At 52.7% G+C, this 16,438-nt stretch carries 14 protein-coding genes; 11 read left to right on the top strand and 3 right to left on the bottom strand.

From position 1 onward, the window contains the following. Nucleotides 1-98: 98 nt before the first annotated feature. The 3 genes from NSS83_RS15020 to NSS83_RS15010 all read left to right on the top strand — a co-directional run bounded on the left by NSS83_RS15020 (nt 99) and on the right by NSS83_RS15010 (nt 2,102). Nucleotides 99-1,100, top strand: coding sequence for a TIR domain-containing protein (locus NSS83_RS15020; protein ID WP_341348527.1), 1,002 nt, complete (start codon nt 99-101; stop codon nt 1,098-1,100). A gap of 4 nt (nt 1,101-1,104) precedes the next feature. Beyond that, a complete protein-coding gene (locus tag NSS83_RS15015) occupies nt 1,105-1,332 on the top strand; it encodes a hypothetical protein (protein WP_036730425.1) in 228 nt (75 codons plus the stop codon). Nucleotides 1,333-1,595: 263 nt separating this feature from the next. Beyond that, entirely contained in the window at nt 1,596-2,102 is a 507-nt protein-coding gene (locus NSS83_RS15010) for a hypothetical protein (protein WP_341348526.1), read from the top strand. Between the two features lie 165 nt (nt 2,103-2,267). Here NSS83_RS15010 and NSS83_RS15005 read toward each other — a convergent pair whose 3' ends face one another. Then, nucleotides 2,268-3,452: an LLM class flavin-dependent oxidoreductase gene (locus NSS83_RS15005; protein ID WP_341348525.1), complete on the bottom strand. Its 1,185-nt coding sequence runs from the start codon at nt 3,450-3,452 to the stop codon at nt 2,268-2,270. A gap of 345 nt (nt 3,453-3,797) precedes the next feature. Here NSS83_RS15005 and NSS83_RS15000 point away from each other — a divergent pair, with 345 nt between their 5' ends. The 7 genes from NSS83_RS15000 (at nt 3,798) to deoC (ending at nt 13,384) form a co-directional block, all read left to right on the top strand. Continuing rightward, complete coding sequence (locus NSS83_RS15000; RefSeq protein WP_341348524.1) at nt 3,798-4,472, top strand: Na-translocating system protein MpsC family protein; 675 nt, start codon at nt 3,798-3,800, stop codon at nt 4,470-4,472. Nucleotides 4,473-4,622: 150 nt separating this feature from the next. Further along, nucleotides 4,623-5,024 carry a response regulator gene (locus tag NSS83_RS14995; protein WP_341348523.1) on the top strand — a complete coding sequence of 134 codons (402 nt, stop codon included), beginning with the start codon at nt 4,623-4,625 and terminating at the stop codon, nt 5,022-5,024. Nucleotides 5,025-5,234: 210 nt separating this feature from the next. Continuing rightward, a complete protein-coding gene (locus NSS83_RS14990; RefSeq protein ID WP_341348522.1) occupies nt 5,235-7,511 on the top strand; it encodes a PAS domain S-box protein in 2,277 nt (758 codons plus the stop codon). Between the two features lie 485 nt (nt 7,512-7,996). Then, on the top strand, nt 7,997-9,073 hold the full coding sequence (locus tag NSS83_RS14985) for a bifunctional 3-deoxy-7-phosphoheptulonate synthase/chorismate mutase (RefSeq protein WP_341348521.1): 1,077 nt from the start codon (nt 7,997-7,999) through the stop codon (nt 9,071-9,073). A 38-nt stretch (nt 9,074-9,111) separates the two neighbouring features. Then, nucleotides 9,112-10,569: a SulP family inorganic anion transporter gene (locus NSS83_RS14980; protein ID WP_341348732.1), complete on the top strand. Its 1,458-nt coding sequence runs from the start codon at nt 9,112-9,114 to the stop codon at nt 10,567-10,569. A gap of 229 nt (nt 10,570-10,798) precedes the next feature. Beyond that, nucleotides 10,799-12,556: a methyl-accepting chemotaxis protein gene (locus tag NSS83_RS14975; RefSeq protein WP_341348520.1), complete on the top strand. Its 1,758-nt coding sequence runs from the start codon at nt 10,799-10,801 to the stop codon at nt 12,554-12,556. A gap of 150 nt (nt 12,557-12,706) precedes the next feature. Then, nucleotides 12,707-13,384: a deoxyribose-phosphate aldolase gene (gene deoC, locus NSS83_RS14970; RefSeq protein ID WP_339311648.1), complete on the top strand. Its 678-nt coding sequence runs from the start codon at nt 12,707-12,709 to the stop codon at nt 13,382-13,384. 143 nt (nt 13,385-13,527) lie between these two features. Here deoC and NSS83_RS14965 read toward each other — a convergent pair whose 3' ends face one another. Further along, nucleotides 13,528-13,932, bottom strand: coding sequence for a hypothetical protein (locus NSS83_RS14965; RefSeq protein WP_341348519.1), 405 nt, complete (start codon nt 13,930-13,932; stop codon nt 13,528-13,530). A gap of 140 nt (nt 13,933-14,072) precedes the next feature. Here NSS83_RS14965 and NSS83_RS14960 point away from each other — a divergent pair, with 140 nt between their 5' ends. Continuing rightward, nucleotides 14,073-14,879 (top strand): polymorphic toxin type 44 domain-containing protein, encoded by an 807-nt coding sequence (locus NSS83_RS14960; protein WP_341348518.1) that lies wholly within the window; start codon nt 14,073-14,075, stop codon nt 14,877-14,879. 270 nt (nt 14,880-15,149) lie between these two features. Here NSS83_RS14960 and NSS83_RS14955 read toward each other — a convergent pair whose 3' ends face one another. Beyond that, complete coding sequence (locus tag NSS83_RS14955) at nt 15,150-16,430, bottom strand: glycoside hydrolase family 125 protein (protein ID WP_341348517.1); 1,281 nt, start codon at nt 16,428-16,430, stop codon at nt 15,150-15,152. Between the last annotated feature and the right edge of the window lie 8 nt (nt 16,431-16,438).

Below are 16,438 nucleotides of genomic sequence, written 5' to 3'. Positions count from 1 at the left end.
CTTCTGCGGCTGCCCAATATCGCCCGAGGCCCTATTCGTTGGCAGGAAATGTCTGTATAATTATTACATATTGGGGAAACAGACAAAGGAGTGCCGCCGTGATCAGACCTAGATTATTCATTGGTTCTTCCAGAGAATCTATCCGCTATGCCAGGGCTATCCACGAACAGTTGAAGCGGACCGCCGAGGTCCATCCGTGGTATGCCGCTGCTTTCCGGCCGAATGAATACACCATGGAAGCGCTGGAGCGGAATCTGGATATCAGCGATTTTGCCGTCTTTGTGTTCTCGCCGGATGATGTCGCCCGGATTAGGGGTAAATATTATTATGTGACCCGGGACAACACCCAGTTCGAAATGGGCCTGTTCTGGGCGAGGCTGCGACGCGGCAGGGTCTTCTGCCTGCTGCCGGATCAGGTGCCTGCCCGCAGTGATCTTGTTCCGGGTGAGAATGTGGAAGAGTATCATCTGCTGTCGGATCTGTCGGGACTAACCCCGCTGGAATATGAGTGGCAGCATGAGAATGCTACAGCGGCAGTGGATGTGAGCTGCGGCAAGATTATCGACAGCATTCAGGCGCAGGGGATGTACCACGACCCGGCTGTAGAGCTGTTGCAGCTTCGGGCAGAGCTTAGGCGAAAAGAAAGTATCCTTCACTTCTTTTGGCAATATAATAATAATGTAACCCCGCCTCAGGCAGCCGAGAAATATCAGGCACTGAGCGAAGCCGTCCGCAATTCATTCCTGCCCCCGGAGGATTGCCGGGTCATCGGAGCCGCCATGTGGCGGGCCGAAGCGGAAGCGGGCCTGAAGCAGGTCGGCGGCAATGTGGGACGCGGGCAGATGTATCCGTTCGCCGCCTTCGGGGACGGGAGTGTGAAGCCGGGGGTGCTGGATGCTTTTTTGGCAAAAGAATGGACTTTTTTACAGCGTACGGAAGTTGCGGAGGTATATATCCTATGCTATCCTTTAGGTGAGAACCATGTGCTGTCCGTGCACTTCTCGGGAAGTCAGAGATTGTCGGCGGAGGATATTACAGCAGTCGTGGCCTATAACCGGGATTTGTTCCGCACCGTCAATCATTTAGTGGGAGGGGACTAACAGGATGAAGAATATGAAGAATGCCGTTAGTGTATCCAGTACTGTCCGCCGGTCTGCAAGCGGTGACGGCAACAGCGCGGGAGGCAAAGGCCGCTCCAGACGTAAATCCGGCCCCAAGCTTACACCCTCAGCGTCAAGCGTGTATTTGGCACCATCCGTGGAGGGTGGCGACGACGAGTACAAGAAGCTGGTCAGCGGTAAAGTGGATAATAACAAGCCATCATTTGCCTGAACATTGGCTAAATCATACTATTGAACAGGTCTCCAGCTATTGCTGGGGGCTTTTTTTGTCCTTTGAACGAGTGCAGCCCCGACTTAGGTTATGCGAGGTTATGCGCTCACCTGATGCGCCTGCTCACTCACATCCGTGGCATTCTGTCTGCCGGGTCTTGAATTTAAACTAATATAAGGAATTAGGGTGATTATGTGGACTCTGCTGGAAGCGGGCCGAGTGGTGTGGAGCGGACTAGAGGGGAAGGGAGAAGGATAGGAAAAGTGAAAGGGGTAAATCCCCTTGGTGGCGCTGAAAGTGGGCTGGAGGTGGAAATGAAAGGGATAAATCCCTTTGGTGGCGCTGAAAGTGGGCTGAATGGGAAAATGAGAGGGATAAATCCCTTTGGTGGAGCTGAAAGCGGGCTGGATGGGGAAATGAGAGGGATAAATCCCTTTGGTGGCGCTGAAAGTGGGCTGGATAGGGAAATGAGAGGGATAAATCCCTTTGGTGGAGCTGAAAGTGGGCTGGATGGGGAAATGAGAGGGATAAATCCCTTTGGTGGCGCTGAAAGTGGGCTGGATGGGGAAATGAGAGGGATAAATCCCTTTGGTGGCGCTAAAAGTGGGCTGGATAGGGAAATGAGAGGGATAAATCCCTTTGGTGGCGCTGAAAGTGGGCTGGATAGGGAAATGAGAGGGATAAATCCCATTGGTGGCGCTGAAAGTGGGCTGGATAGGGAAATGAGAGGGATAAATCCCATTGGTGGCGCTGAAAAGTGGGCCGGATGAGGAGTGCAAGTTGGTTAAATGAGTAAATCAGGAGCACAAGTGCACCTGAATCAAGGGCAAGTTGGCTAAATGAGTAAATCAGGAGCACAAGTGCCCCTGAGTCCACCAGATGTTAGCTAAATGAGCCAATTAGTTAGGCGGCACCCCATCCCGCGCAATAGTCCCCTATTGCGCGGAGGAAATTCCGCGCTGCTTCTTCGCAACCTCGCGGCGCACCACCGGGGCGACCTCGGTGGCGAGCAGCTCGATAGCGGCGGCTACCTTGGGGTAAGGGAGGCCGCCGATGTCGAGCTGGGTCATGAAGCGGTTATGGCCGAACAGCTCATGCTGATAGAGAATCTTCTCGATAATCTGCTGCGGGCTGCCCACGGCCAGGGTATTGTCCGGCGAGGTGAACCGGCCGAAATCGCTGCGGGAGACCCGGTACTCCTGACCGGGACGCGGGCTGATGCTGTTACGGTAGCTGTAGTAATAAGGATAATACTCATCCAGTGCTTGCTGAGAGGTCTTGGCAATGAAGCCGTGGCTGGTAATGGCGATCTTCAGGTCCTCCGGCTGGTGGCCGGCTGCAGCCCCGGCGCGGCGGTAGGTGCCGGCCAGATTCTGGAAGGGCTCCGGACTGCCGCTCAGGATCGCGATAGCCATGCCGATGCCAAGGGTTCCGGCCTTCTCGGCACTTTCCGCCGACCCGCCGATGCCGACCGAGAGCGGAAGCTTCTGCTGGAGCGGACGCGGAGCAATCTCGGCGTTATGCAGCGGGGAGCGGAATTTGCCCTTCCAGTTCATGACCTCATGCTGGTTCAGTGTGAGCAGCAGGTCGAGGTTCTCGCTGAACAGCTGCTTGTAATCCTCCAGCTCGTAGCCGAACAGCGGGAAGGATTCCAGAAAAGCGCCGCGTCCGGCGATGATCTCGGCTCGGCCGCCCGACAGCAGGTCCAGGGTGGCGAAATCCTCGAAGACACGGACCGGATCAATGGTACTTAGCACGGTCGTAGCACTGGTGAGCTTGATCCGCTGTGTAACCTGGGCAATAGCCGCCAGCACAACGGGCACCGATGAGATTACGAAATCCAGCCGGTGATGCTCGCCTACGCCGAATACATCCAGCCCGGCTTCATCGGCCAGCTTCGCGGCTGCAATGACTTCCTGCAGGCGCTGGGCGGGGCTGATCCGCTGCCCTGTATGGCAATCGGTAACTATATCGCCTAGTGTATATATGCCGAATTCAAACTCCGGCAGGCTTGCTTCTTTCGCTTGTGCATTCGCTTGTGCATTCGCTTGTGCATTCGCTTGTGTATTTGCTTGCGCATTCGCTAGCGTATTCTCATGAGTATTCCCTTGATCATTCATGGTACAGACCCCTTATCATCCATAATAGTAAGCAGCAGTTATCTTGTAAGCTTGTCCGTTAGTGCAAGGATATAGCCCAGTATATCACAATTACTTACTAATTGTAAGTATATGAGTGGAAGTTTGTAATGCTTGTCCTGCGGTAACTTTTATTTTTGGGCACTCTATGCATAGAAGCTTTTGTGTCTGCAATCGGAGTGTCCGGGAGATATCCCATAAAGTTTTATATATACTAACTGGGCGGTTGAGATTATACTAAGTTGAACGAACCGTTTCTTCAGCAGGCGGAGCGTCTCCCCAAATGTACACACACAGACACTACAATATTATGCTGGAGGAAATTGAATGAGCATTACAGAACTTACTAGCCAACTTTCCAGTTTCACAGGAAGGCTACTGCGGGAACGCTTCGGGAAGGGACCTGAATCGATACACGCCTCGATCGGGCAGCAGTGTATTGCACTGCATATCCGTAATTTCATTGGACCTGTGGAGAGGTTTTTATTGAATAAGGAAGAAGAACAGGCGTTTCGTTATACACGGGAGCTTCTGATGAAGTCCCTGCTTCCCGAGCTTGCAGCTTACCTGAAGGAGAGCATGGCTATTGAGGTCGGCGAGCTTTTTTATGATTGGGGCATTCATAACGCATCGGGTATGATCGTGGCACTCATCAAGAATGACGATGTACCGATTGATGAATATGCCGGGCGCGAACAAGTCCATATTCAGATTAACGAAGTAACCAGGAAGGTCCAGAAGGAACCGGTCCATACGGACTCCTGGTGGCTGGGACCCCGCATTCTAATTATTAAGCGTGAGGGCATCATGATTCCTTTGGAGAAGGAATTGATTGGCCTCGGCTATGAGAATACGCTTAAGACTACCAAGCGCAAGATGGAGAAGCGGTATTTGGATGATACCACCACGATCGCCCAGATGCTTGGCAAAGAGCTGGCGGATATTTATGTGGATTGGGATTTCGACAAAGATACCAGCGTGATAGCCTATACTTTTCACTGAAGTCTAAATATATATGAGGTGGAAATGAGTCGGACATGCAAATGAGCCGAACATGAGCCGAAGAAGGGGGAATGGTCCCTTTCTTCGGTTTTTTTATTTTCTGCCCATCTGCAGGCAAGGGGGCTGAGACTTTTTAGGAGGATAAACTGGATGGAGGAAGGCAAGTGGACGGTACTATATGTGGAAGATAATCAGCTCAATATGGCCTTAGTGCACCATATTTTCAAAAGAAATCTGCCCTCTGTATTGCTGCTGAAGGCTGAAACGGCAGAGCTTGGACTGCAAATAGCCCGGGAAGCTCTGCCGGATCTGATCATCCTGGACATCGGGCTTCCCGGACTTAACGGATATGAAGCTCTGGAAATACTGCAGCAGGAACAGGCGACTTGTCATATTCCGGTGCTGGCGACCAGTGCGTTTGCACAAAACTCGGATATTGAAAAGGCCCGGAAGAAGGGCTTTGCCGAATATATCACCAAGCCCTTTCAGGTTAAAGCGTTCACCGAAACCGTGAAAAGGCTGCTCTACGGAGAAGACCTACAGAAGATTTAGCTCGAAATAGCAACAGGGGATTCATTAAGGTGGGGAACTGGGGAGATCTCTGTCTGACGGCGGGTTCACGAATTGCTGTAATCCGCTGAATAAGGATTTTTTTGTATTCGACATAATGATTTGACTTTCGCCCGGTTATGCAAGATATTTATATTGCAGATTTAATATAAAAGAATTGCATCTAATACTTCACAACGGGCGGTGGATCTTATGCTAGGGCAGCATACGGAGACGTCTTCTCCATTTGAACAGGCGTTTAAGACAGGAACTGCCGGAGTAGCCTTTCTCTCCATGGCTGAAGAATGGATGAAAGTGAATCCGGCGGTAACCCTTTTGCTGGGATATTCCGAAGAACAGTTGCTGGGACGCAGCTTCACAGCGTTCTGGGATGAAGATAGCCTGAACATACATAGTTACAGGATGGGGAGCCTCAGGAGCGGAGCAGCCCCTTTTTTTGAAGCCGAAATCAAGCTGCGCCATGCGGACGGTTCTGCGGTTCCGGTGCTGCTGCATGTGGCGAAGGTGAGCGAGCCTTCGACGGGAGAAGGTCTGTATTATATTGTTCACTTGGCTGGAAGGCCGCTTGCGGCACCGGCGGAGGCACTCCCCGGGACATCTGAGCGGCTATACCAGCTGATTGCCGGCAACATCAGGGACATTGTCTATTATGCGGCGCCGGGTTCAGTCTGCCGGTATTGCTCCCCTTCAGTGGAAGAGGTGCTCGGGTATAGACCGGAGGAGCTGATCGGCCGGGACAACAGCAGACTGGTTCACTCTGAGGATCTGGCCCTAATCAGTGCGCAGCAAATGGCTGACTCGCCTGATGTCCAGCTGCGGATATTACATGCGAACGGCCAATATATCTGGATTGAATTCTCTCTGAGAACGGTGGAAGACGGCGGGGAGCGCGGGGTGCTGGCTGTCGGCCGCGATGTGACCCGGCGCAAGATTGTGGAGCAGAAGCTTCAGGAATCGGTCGAACGGTACACCTCACTGAAGAAATATAATCATGACGCGATCATATCTCTGGACCTGGAAGGCCATATTATTAACGGGAATGAACAGGCGGTACGGCTGACAGGGTATACGATCGCCGAGATGGTGGGCATGAGTGTCAGCCGGATCATCGGCGAGCAGCAGCTGCAGAATGTAATTGGTCCCCGCCGGCAGAGCGGCTCCGCGGGACAGGATATCAACCTGATCTGGCATAAGGACGGGCATTCTGTGGAGGTTCTGACCACCCTTGCGCCGATTATTATCAACGAGTCTAACGTAGGCTTTTATATTATCGTCAAGGATATTACCGAGCAGAAGCAGCTGCTGATTGCCAAGGAGACCGCAGAGAATACGAACCGCGCCAAAAGTGAGTTCCTGGCCATGATGAGCCACGAAATCCGTACTCCGATGAACGGGGTAATCGGGATGACCGACCTGCTGCTGGAGAGCAGTGAGCCGGGTTCGCAGCAGCGGGAGTTCCTGGAGATTATCCGCCAGAGCGGCGAATCCCTGCTCAATATCATCAACGACATTCTCGATCTTTCCAAGATTGAGGCAGGCAAAATCTCACTCCAGGACGAGCCGTTCATTCTCCAGCACTGTATGGATTCCGCGCTGGAGCTGCTTCAGCTCAAGGCGGAGCGCAAGGGGCTGACCCTTAGCGTGGAGACCGGGCCGGATGTGCCGCAGCGGCTGATCGGGGACGGGGGGCGGCTGAAGCAGATCCTGCTCAATCTGGCCGGCAATGCTGTGAAGTTCACCTGTACCGGCGGGGTAAAGGTAAGCGTAAAGCGCATTGCCGATGGCCCGGCAGGCGTAACGCTCCAGTTCACCGTGGCGGATACGGGGAGCGGGATTCCTGAGGAGGCCCGCAGCCGCTTGTTCGAGCCGTTCTATCAGCTGGAGCATTTCAGGGGCCGCCAGGGGGAAGGCACAGGTCTGGGACTGGCAATCAGCAAGCAATTGGCCGAGCGGATGGGCGGCGGCATCTATCTGGATACAGCGGCCGAGCAAGGGGCGACCTTTGTGTTCACCGTGGTCCTCCGGACAGAAGCGCAGACGCTTCCGGCTGACGGGCCGGAGGGGAACCTGCCGGAGGTGCAATCAGAAGGCCGGTCCCTGCATATTCTGGTCGCCGAGGACAATGTGATCAACCAGATCGTCCTGCGCAAAATCCTGGAGAAGCGCGGCTTCGCCGTCGATGTGGCCGAGGACGGGCGGCAGGCGGTCGATATGACGGCCCGGCACGGCTATGATCTCATCTTCATGGATGTGCAGATGCCCGGGATGAACGGCCTGGAGGCCACAGCTGCCATCAGGGCAGAGCAGCCGGCAGACCAGCAGCCAGTCATTGTTGCTGTGACGGCCAACGCGCTTAAGGGCGACCGGGAGCTATGTCTGGAAGCAGGGATGGACGAGTATATCAGCAAGCCGCTGAGAAGCGACAGCATTGACAAAGTAATCGGGAAATTTTTTGCGGAACAGGAATAAGCAGTCCGCTCTTCACAAAATAATCACAATACTGAGTTAAAGCTGTAATGCAGTGCTGAACTATCTTGCATATGGAAGTCTTTTTGATTAAGATAGCAGAAACTGGTGCATATAGCACTGATATAGCTTGTAATGACAATGACGAAGAGAGTAAGCACTTCATAGCGGATCTTAACAGGGAAGGCGTGCCGGAGACTGAGAGCACCCTCATGAGACGTTTAGTGCCGAAGTTCACTTCCGAGTCGGTCCCTGAAGTACACTGCTGCAGCAGGTATGGGTAGGGTGGCCCGCTTCCTGCGTTAACGGATGTAAGACAGAATGAATCCACGGCCGGTAACCCTCAGGGATGCCGTCATATGCTGATGCGTCAGCAGGATTCAACTCTAAATAAGGGTGGTACCACGGCTCCTCGTCCCTTGCGGCGGGGGGTCTTTTTGCGTTCGTTCATAGCCTTAATTATTAATATCACAAAGGAGTGTCTGGGAATGAGTAATGTGGAATTGGATGATCTGAGAGCAAGATTGGATGAGATTAACGGTCAGCTGCTGGAGCTGATCTCGGAGCGTGCCGGAATCGTTCAGGAGATTGGGGTGCTCAAAGAGAAGCAGGGCGTGCCGAAGTTTGATCCTGAACGGGAGAAGGCGATGCTGGAGAAAATGGTGGCCGGCAATAAGGGGCCGTTCACGGATGGAACCATCCGTACGCTCTTCAAGCAGATTTTCTCTGCTTCGCTTGATCTGCAAAGTACGGAGCATAAGAAGACCCTGCTGGTAGCCCGCAAAGACCATGCGGAGGATACCGTTATTGAGCTGCCGGGCGGCGTTACTGTAGGCGGATTATCCTCGCTGATGGTAGCTGGACCATGCTCGGTGGAGAGCGAGCTCCAGACCCGTACGGTGGCTGCAGCCTTGCAGAAGGCAGGCGTCAAGGTGATGCGCGGCGGCGCCTTCAAACCCCGGACCTCCCCTTATGATTTCCAGGGGCTGGGCATGGATGGCCTGCGGATTCTGCGTGAGGCGGCGAGTGAATACGGGCTTTTGACGATCAGTGAGATTGTAGATCCCCGGCATATTGAAGAAGCGCTGGATTACGTGGATGTCATTCAGGTCGGCGCGCGGAACATGCACAACTTCGAGCTGCTGAAGGCGGTAGGGGAAGTGAATAAGCCGGTGCTGCTGAAGCGCGGACTATCCGCCACGCTGGATGAATTCGTTCATGCGGCAGAATATATTATGTCCCGCGGCAATATGGAGATTATGCTGATTGAACGCGGTATCCGTACCTATGAGCGGTCGACGCGCAATACGCTGGATATCTCGGCGGTGCCGATTCTTAAGCAGGAATGCCATCTGCCGGTGCTGGTCGATGTCACCCATTCCACCGGACGCAAGGATATCCTGATTCCATGTGCTAAGGCCGCGCTCGCTGCCGGAGCCGACGGGATTATGGTAGAGGTGCATCCTGATCCGGCTACCGCCTTGTCCGATGCGGCGCAGCAGCTTAATATTGAGGAGTTCAACACCTTCTTCAATGAAGTGAAGGCTTCGGGATTATACCGTTAAGCTGAAAAGGGTGAATTCAGGCACTAGGAGGAACTGAAATTTTGAAGCAAATCGTCTCATACAACAACGGTTGGTTCTCCAACACACGGAGTGATATTTTATCGGGCATGACCGTGGCTATTGCCTTAATTCCTGAAGCGATTGCTTTCTCCATCCTTGCTGGCGTAAGCCCGATGGTTGGTTTGTACGCCTCCTTCTGTATCGCTATTGTAACAGCCTTCGCCGGCGGGCGGCCGGGGATGATCTCGGCGGCGACAGGAGCGATGGCGCTCCTGGTCGGCAGCCTGGTGCTGTCGCACGGCATTGAGTATCTGTTCGCGGCTACGGTGCTGGCTGGCATCCTGCAGATTGTGATGGGACTGCTGAAGCTGGGCCGGTTCATCACCTTCCTGCCGCAGCCGGTCATGACGGGCTTTGTCAACGCGCTGGCGATTCTGATCTTTATGGCTCAGCTGGTGCATTTCGAAGGACAGGGCTGGATCATGTACGCATTGGTGGCTCTTACGCTGGTCATCATCTATACGGTTCCCCGGGTCACCAAGGCGGTGCCGTCGGCGCTGGTCGCCATTGTCGTAGTCTCGGTACTCAGCATTATGCTGGGGCTGGATGTAAGAACCGTAGGCGATATGGGGACTATTACTTCGGCACTGCCGGTATTCCATCTGCCGAGCCTTCCCTTGACGCTGGATACGCTGCTGATTATTCTGCCGTATTCGCTCTCTCTCGCGGTAGTTGGATTACTGGAATCGCTGATGACGGCTACGCTGATTGATGATATTACGGGCACCGGCAGCGATAAGAACCGGGAAGCGAAGGGGCAGGGGCTGGCCAACATTGTGACCGGTTTCTTCGGAGGCATGGCGGGCTGCGCGATGATCGGCCAGTCGATGGTCAATATGAAATCAGGCGGACGGACACGCTTGTCCACTTTTGTCTCCGGGATCTTCCTATTGTTCCTGATTCTTGTGTTGGGTGATGTCGTTAAGAAGATTCCGATGGGCGCACTGGTCGGTGTAATGATTATGGTCTGCATCAGCACCTTCGAATGGAAGTCCCTGACCTCCTTGCGGAGGGTTCCGCTAAGCGATGCCCTGGTCATGGTGGTCACTGTGGTTACAGTAGTAGCTACCGATAATCTGTCGATCGGCGTGCTGTTCGGCGTGCTGCTGAGTGCTTTGTCTTTTGCCTGGAAAATCGCATCCCTCCAGCTGAGTGTTCATACTACAGCATCTGTAACGACTTATCGGGTATCGGGCCAGCTGTTCTTCGGAACCACGAGCCATTTCGTGAATGAATTCATGTATGACAGTGATCCGGCACAGGTCATTATCGATTTCAGCCGTTCCCATGTGTGGGATCAGTCGGCGGTGGGGGCCATTGCCAAGACGATGGACAAATACGCGGCACTGGGTACTAAGGTCACTCTCACGGGTCTAAATGAAGAAAGTGCCCGGCTGGTGCAGCGGGTTGGATTGTCGTCTTCGGACGGCCATTGACGGATAATTAACGGACAAGGGATAGAAGGCTGTTTTTGGAGCGGTTGAGCTTCAGAAGCAGTCTTTTTTTTGAATGGTTCAAAATTTAATCGTTTGTACCCCTTTGGGAAAAGGATTTTTGAAAAGTTTGTCGAAATTTTCCGGTAGAGGGACATTTGTCATTGCTTTTGCTTATTCGGGTGGCCCTACTTTAACCACGCAATTGTGATGCGCGAAAGGGAAGGCCTCCATGTTTTCTTTTATCCGAACCAGACTGATTGCCCGTATTCTCTGTGTTATGACCTTAGTGATTCTATCCATTACAGCAGGCAACGCCGCCATTCAATGGATGAACACGGGATCAGCGGTCAAAGGGACGATCAGCAGCTACAACATGAGTATTGCCAGCCATTATGTGACCCAGATTGATGCCGGCCGCTACAGCGGATTCCTGGCCGATCCGCAGGAGTCGGACCTCTACTGGTCCCTCCGCCATGAACTGGATCAGTTTCGGAAGTCGATTGGTGCCCGTTATGTATATTTTGTACGGATTGATGAGGCTAACCAGCCGCAGCTGATGATTGACGGCAGGCCGGAGGGAGACCCGCTGGCATCGGGGATCAATGAGGCTACGGATATGCCTGCTGCTGCGGTGCAGTCGGTCCTGGCCGGAGAGAACGCCAGCACGCCGCTGATCCGCAATCCTGAATACGGAGATTATATCTCAGCTTTCGTCCCTATGAAGGATGCGGGCGGGCGGCTGGTCGGGGCGCTGGGCATTGACACCGATGTGGCTGTCCTGAGTACGCTGACCCGTGATGTCCTGATGGAGAGCCTGCCGCTCTATAGTATTATTCTAGCTCTGTCTCTGGGCGCACTCGCGGTGCTGGCCTGGTTCGTCTCCCGGTCCCTGCGTCCGCTGGCGACCATTACGCAGAGTGCGGGCTCCATGGCGGAAGGGGATCTGGCCGGGGCAGCCCGCACTCTGCATGCCCGTCCGGTCACCTCCCGGGATGAGATTGGCAGGGCGTATCAGGCGATGCTCCAGATGTCGGGAGATCTGAATGCCAGAGTGAAGGGGATTGTATCCGGGGTGTCCACCGCGTCCGACAGTCTCTACGGCTCCTCGGAGACCTTCGCCAGGAATGCCGATGATGTGCTGAAGATGAGTGAGACGGTGAGCGGGAGAATCAGCGATATTGACGCCGGTGCCCATTCGCAGACCGAAGGCGCGCAGAGCAGTGCCGTGGCCATGGACGAGATGGCGCTGGGTATCTCGCGCATCTCGGAGGCCTCGGCTGCGGTCTCGGAATTCGCGGTCAAGGCGCTGGACATTGCAGAGGCATCCCAGACGGCCATGAACCATACCAATCAGCAGATGAAATCGATCTCCGCATCCACCGGGGAGACGCTGGATATCGTGCTTCGGCTGCAAGGCTATACCGGTGAGATTGAAGGCGCGCTGGCTGCGATCAGGGAGTCTGCGGATCAGACAAAGCTGCTTGCGCTGAATGCCTCGATTGAGGCGGCGCGTGCGGGGGAGCACGGCAGGGGATTCACGGTCGTAGCCGGTGAAGTGCGCAAGCTGGCGGAAGGCTCCACCGCCTCCGCCGAGCGGGTGGCCGAGCTGCTGCTGCATATCAGCCAGGCTTCGGCTAGCATCGGGGTACAGATGACGGAAGCGTCTGCTGAAGTGAAGGAAGGGGTGCGGATGTCAGCCGAGGCGGAGGCTGCTCTGCTGGAGGCCTCCGCCGCCTTCCGGGAGGTGGCTGGACAGATCATTGATGTGTCTGCGACAGCGGAGCAGCTCTCCGCCGGCTCGGAGGAGGTTGCGGCAGCGGTGGGCAGCATGGCCGATATTGCCGGAGAGGTCTCGGAGCAGACCCGGGAGATCCGTGAGCTGACCGATCTGCAATTGGCGCGAATCAAAGAAGTCTATGAGGCTTCGCTGAGCGTCAGCGCGAGTACGGGCGATCTGCGGGAGGCCATCCGGCAGGTGAATGTATAGGGCTAGGGGATCGGCGGGCTTGATCTATATTGCCCGGAGTGGATACAGGATTAGCAGATGTTATGCCCTCCAGCTTTCAAAAGCTTACGACTATTGGTATGATTACAAGGGACGTGAACATCTATTACCGATTATATGGAGGAATTGAACATGAGTGAAACTACAATATCCGGGATTATTGATCATACGCTGCTGAAGGCGGATGCCCGTAAAGACGATATTATCAAGCTGGCTGAGGAAGCCAAGGCTTACAAATTCGCTTCGGTGTGCGTGAATCCGGCCTGGGTAGCTACGGCCCATGCCGTGCTGAAGGATACACCAGAAGTGAAAGTATGTACCGTAATCGGCTTCCCGCTGGGAGCCTCGACTCCTGAGACGAAGGCGTTTGAGACGAAGGATGCTATTGCGAACGGTGCCGGAGAGGTGGACATGGTCATCAATATCGGCGCACTGAAGGACGGCAATGACGAGCTGGTGAAGCGCGATATGGTTGCTGTAGTTGAAGCAGCGCGCGGCAAAGCGCTGACCAAGGTCATCATTGAGGCCTGCCTGCTGACGGAAGAGGAGAAGGTCCGTGCCTGCAAGCTTGCTGTAGAAGCGGGCGCAGACTTCGTGAAGACTTCGACCGGCTTCTCGACCGGCGGGGCAACGAAGGAAGATATCGCCCTGATGCGGGCAACGGTCGGTCCTGAGATCGGCGTGAAGGCTTCCGGCGGTGTACGCAGCGCGGAAGACGCCCTCGTGATGATCGGCGCAGGCGCCAGCCGGATCGGAACCAGCGGCGGCGTAGCCATTGCCAAGGGCGAGCAGAGCCAGAGCGGTTACTAAGCATAGGTAGGCTAGACACATAGAAACGGCTGCGGCCTCCTTGAGTTCAAGGGAGCCGCAGCCGTTTTCTGCTTGTAGGAAGTAGGGGGTGGATCTCTTCCAACTATTAATGAACGAATGAGCGCTGCCGAACCACTTTTTAATTAATTGTATTTAAGGGTGCTTAACAAATTAATAAAAGTTATATAAAAAGGATATATAACCATAGCACCAATAGCAAGGAGTCCATGCACTGGAGGAACCATTTCAGCAGGATTCACATTTGGCCATATTGCGGTAAAAACAAATACGAAAATGGCGAAGTATGGCAACCATAGAATTGCCGTGAAATAATTTAATTTAGATTCTTTAAAATGTTTGTTGGTATAAAAAACGAAGAAAGCCGTGCCTAATATAAAAAATATTATATTAAAAATTGAGACCAATCTATTTGTAAAAACGAAATCTAAACCAGTTGTCCTACTCAATCTATTTACATTCCCCATTAATTGTAATTCAATGAATAATAATAAAGCATACATACAACTGATATTATTCAGCTTTAGCATAATTAATCACCTCATTTAGTCATTAAATTACATAATGTTACATATAGTTGCATTTTCGAGGACATTCTCCTCACCTTCAATCATACCCAATACCTATACTCCATTTTTTGTTCTTAATGTTATTCTAGGAGGGCGATTTTATGAAGAAAATATTTAGCTTGGTCATTGTAATGTTTTCACTGTTTTCCGGCTTAGTTTCAGCAAATCCACAAGATGGACAGAAAAGTCAAACTGATGAGATTATGGAGATTCATCAGACTGTCGTTTCGAAAGGACTGGCAACGATTGATACCGCAGGTAGAATTGCTATTAATACTAGTGCATATGAACTTGGCGTTGACGAGTATCTGTTTAATAAATATCTTGAAAATATGAATAGTATTAATTTCGCTATTGAAATTGGTGGGGTACATTTCGATAAGGATTTCAATGTAAAAATTGGCACAAAAGAAGAAGTAACAAGAGATGTATTCGAGAAAGACCAAAAAAGACTATCAACAAATGAATTATCGTTTATAGTTCCTTTCAGCGATCCAGGTGCTCCTCCTACGCTTAGTGCATACAACATAGCTTATACAAATAGAAGTCAAATGATTAACTATTATCAATCATTAGCTGGTGGTATTTTTGGAGATCCGGCAGCAGCATATAGTGCAACTTTTGGATACTGGGTAGCAAGAGTTCAGGCAGGTGGTGCTTGGGACTACAAATCGGTTCCAGGATATACCCCTTACTACAAACAATGGACAATGTTATTAAAATATAATAACGAAATACACACTTCAGAGTGGTTTGGGAACTATAATTATGGATTTACAGGTAGTGTTTTATTCTCTCTATCAGCTTTATATGCTGGGGCGGATGGAGCAGGCTATGTATGGGGCAATGGACCCGATGATGCAGCGGACAGACAAGCCGTAAGTCAAGGGAATTATGAATCGCAGTAAAAATATGTTGGTTTGAGAATAGAACGGAAACAAGCTTGACGGAATTAACCAGATGATGAATGATCTATGGTTCAGGGGCAGGAAGCTTAAGAACTATTGAAGGTAAACTGCTAGGGTCTGAATCAATATTAGCTAGGTGAAGGTATTCACAGGGGTGCAAAAACAAGGACACTGGGACTTATCCAGGTCCTTGTTTTTTATGGAGATTGCTAGTATTAGCTTCTCTATTAGTGGCAAAACCGAAAGTTCTGTTTGATTTCCCGCTACCCCCTACACCAGCCCTTTATCCATCGCCTTACCGATCAGCGTAGCGAACAGGCTGTTGGACCAGGCGAACCACTCGCGCGAGAAGTCAGCCGGATCATCCGGGTGGAAGCCCTCGTGCATGTAGCCGGTATCGGCATCGGTGCGAATCAACATGTCGATCAGCTCCTTGATCTCCTCATCGTTATTAGCCGTCAGCGCCTGCATGGACAGTGCCATATGCCAGACGTAACCGCCCGGTGTGTGCGGGCTGCCGATGCCCTTGGCGTGCTTGCCCTCGAAATAGAAGGGGTTGTCGAAGCTGAGCGCGAACCGGCGGGTGTTCTGATAGATCTCATCCTCCACGCCCACATACCCAATATAAGGAATAGAGATCAGCCCCGGCGTACCGGCATCGTCCATCAGCGAGTAGTTGCCGTAGCCATCTGTCTCATAGGCGTAGATTCTGCCGTATTTCGGATGGGTTACGATGCCGTAGGTACGGATGCCGAAGTCGATCTCTTTGCGCAGCTTCGCTGCTCTCGCCGCCAGCCGCTCATCCTTATATACCTCAGTTGCCATCTCGCCAATATATCCCAGAATAACCACAGCGAACATATTCGAAGGAATGTTGTAGCCGAATTCGCAGCTATCATCGCTTGGGCGGAAGCCCGACCAGCTCATCCCCGTATAGTTGACCGGCATTCCCCGGCCGTCATTCTGCAAGGTCTCGGTATCCTTCAGCGTCTGGCGGACGAAGTGGTACGGGGACTTCTCCCCGTGGCGCTGCTCGGTCTCAATCGTGTTCACAATCGAGGTCAGCGCCTGATAGCAGGCAGCATCGAAGATATCGGTCTGCTCCGCTTCCTTCCAGTACATATAAGCCAGCTGAACGACGAAGCAGAGGGAGTCCAGCTCATATTTGCGTTCCCACATCCACGGGTTCAGGTTACAGTCGTCCGTATCGCGGTAATGCTTGTCGCTTGCCGTCTCGTTGAAGGCGTTGGTGTACGGATCAATATTCACATAGAACATCTGGCGGGCAATCAGGCCGCGGAGAATCCGCTGCAATTCAGGGTCATGCTTGGCAAAAGGAATATAGTGCCGCACCTGCTCCGTCGAATCGCGCAGCCACATGGCCGGAATATCGCCGGTGAACACGAAGGTCGTGCCGTCCTCCAGCAGCTTGGTTGTTGTCTCCAGTGTGTTCGGGAAGCAGTTGCGGAACAACTGCTGCAATTTCGGGTGATGCGCAAGCCGTTCATCGGCCTCATTCAGATAGGCGGTAATGGAAGCTGGCAGATTCATGATGTAAT

The sequence above is a fragment of the Paenibacillus sp. FSL H3-0469 genome, from assembly GCF_038051945.1.
Classification (GTDB): domain Bacteria; phylum Bacillota; class Bacilli; order Paenibacillales; family Paenibacillaceae; genus Paenibacillus_AQ.
The sequence above is the reverse complement of the archived record's forward strand: the minus strand, read 5'-3'. Positions and strand labels throughout refer to the sequence as shown.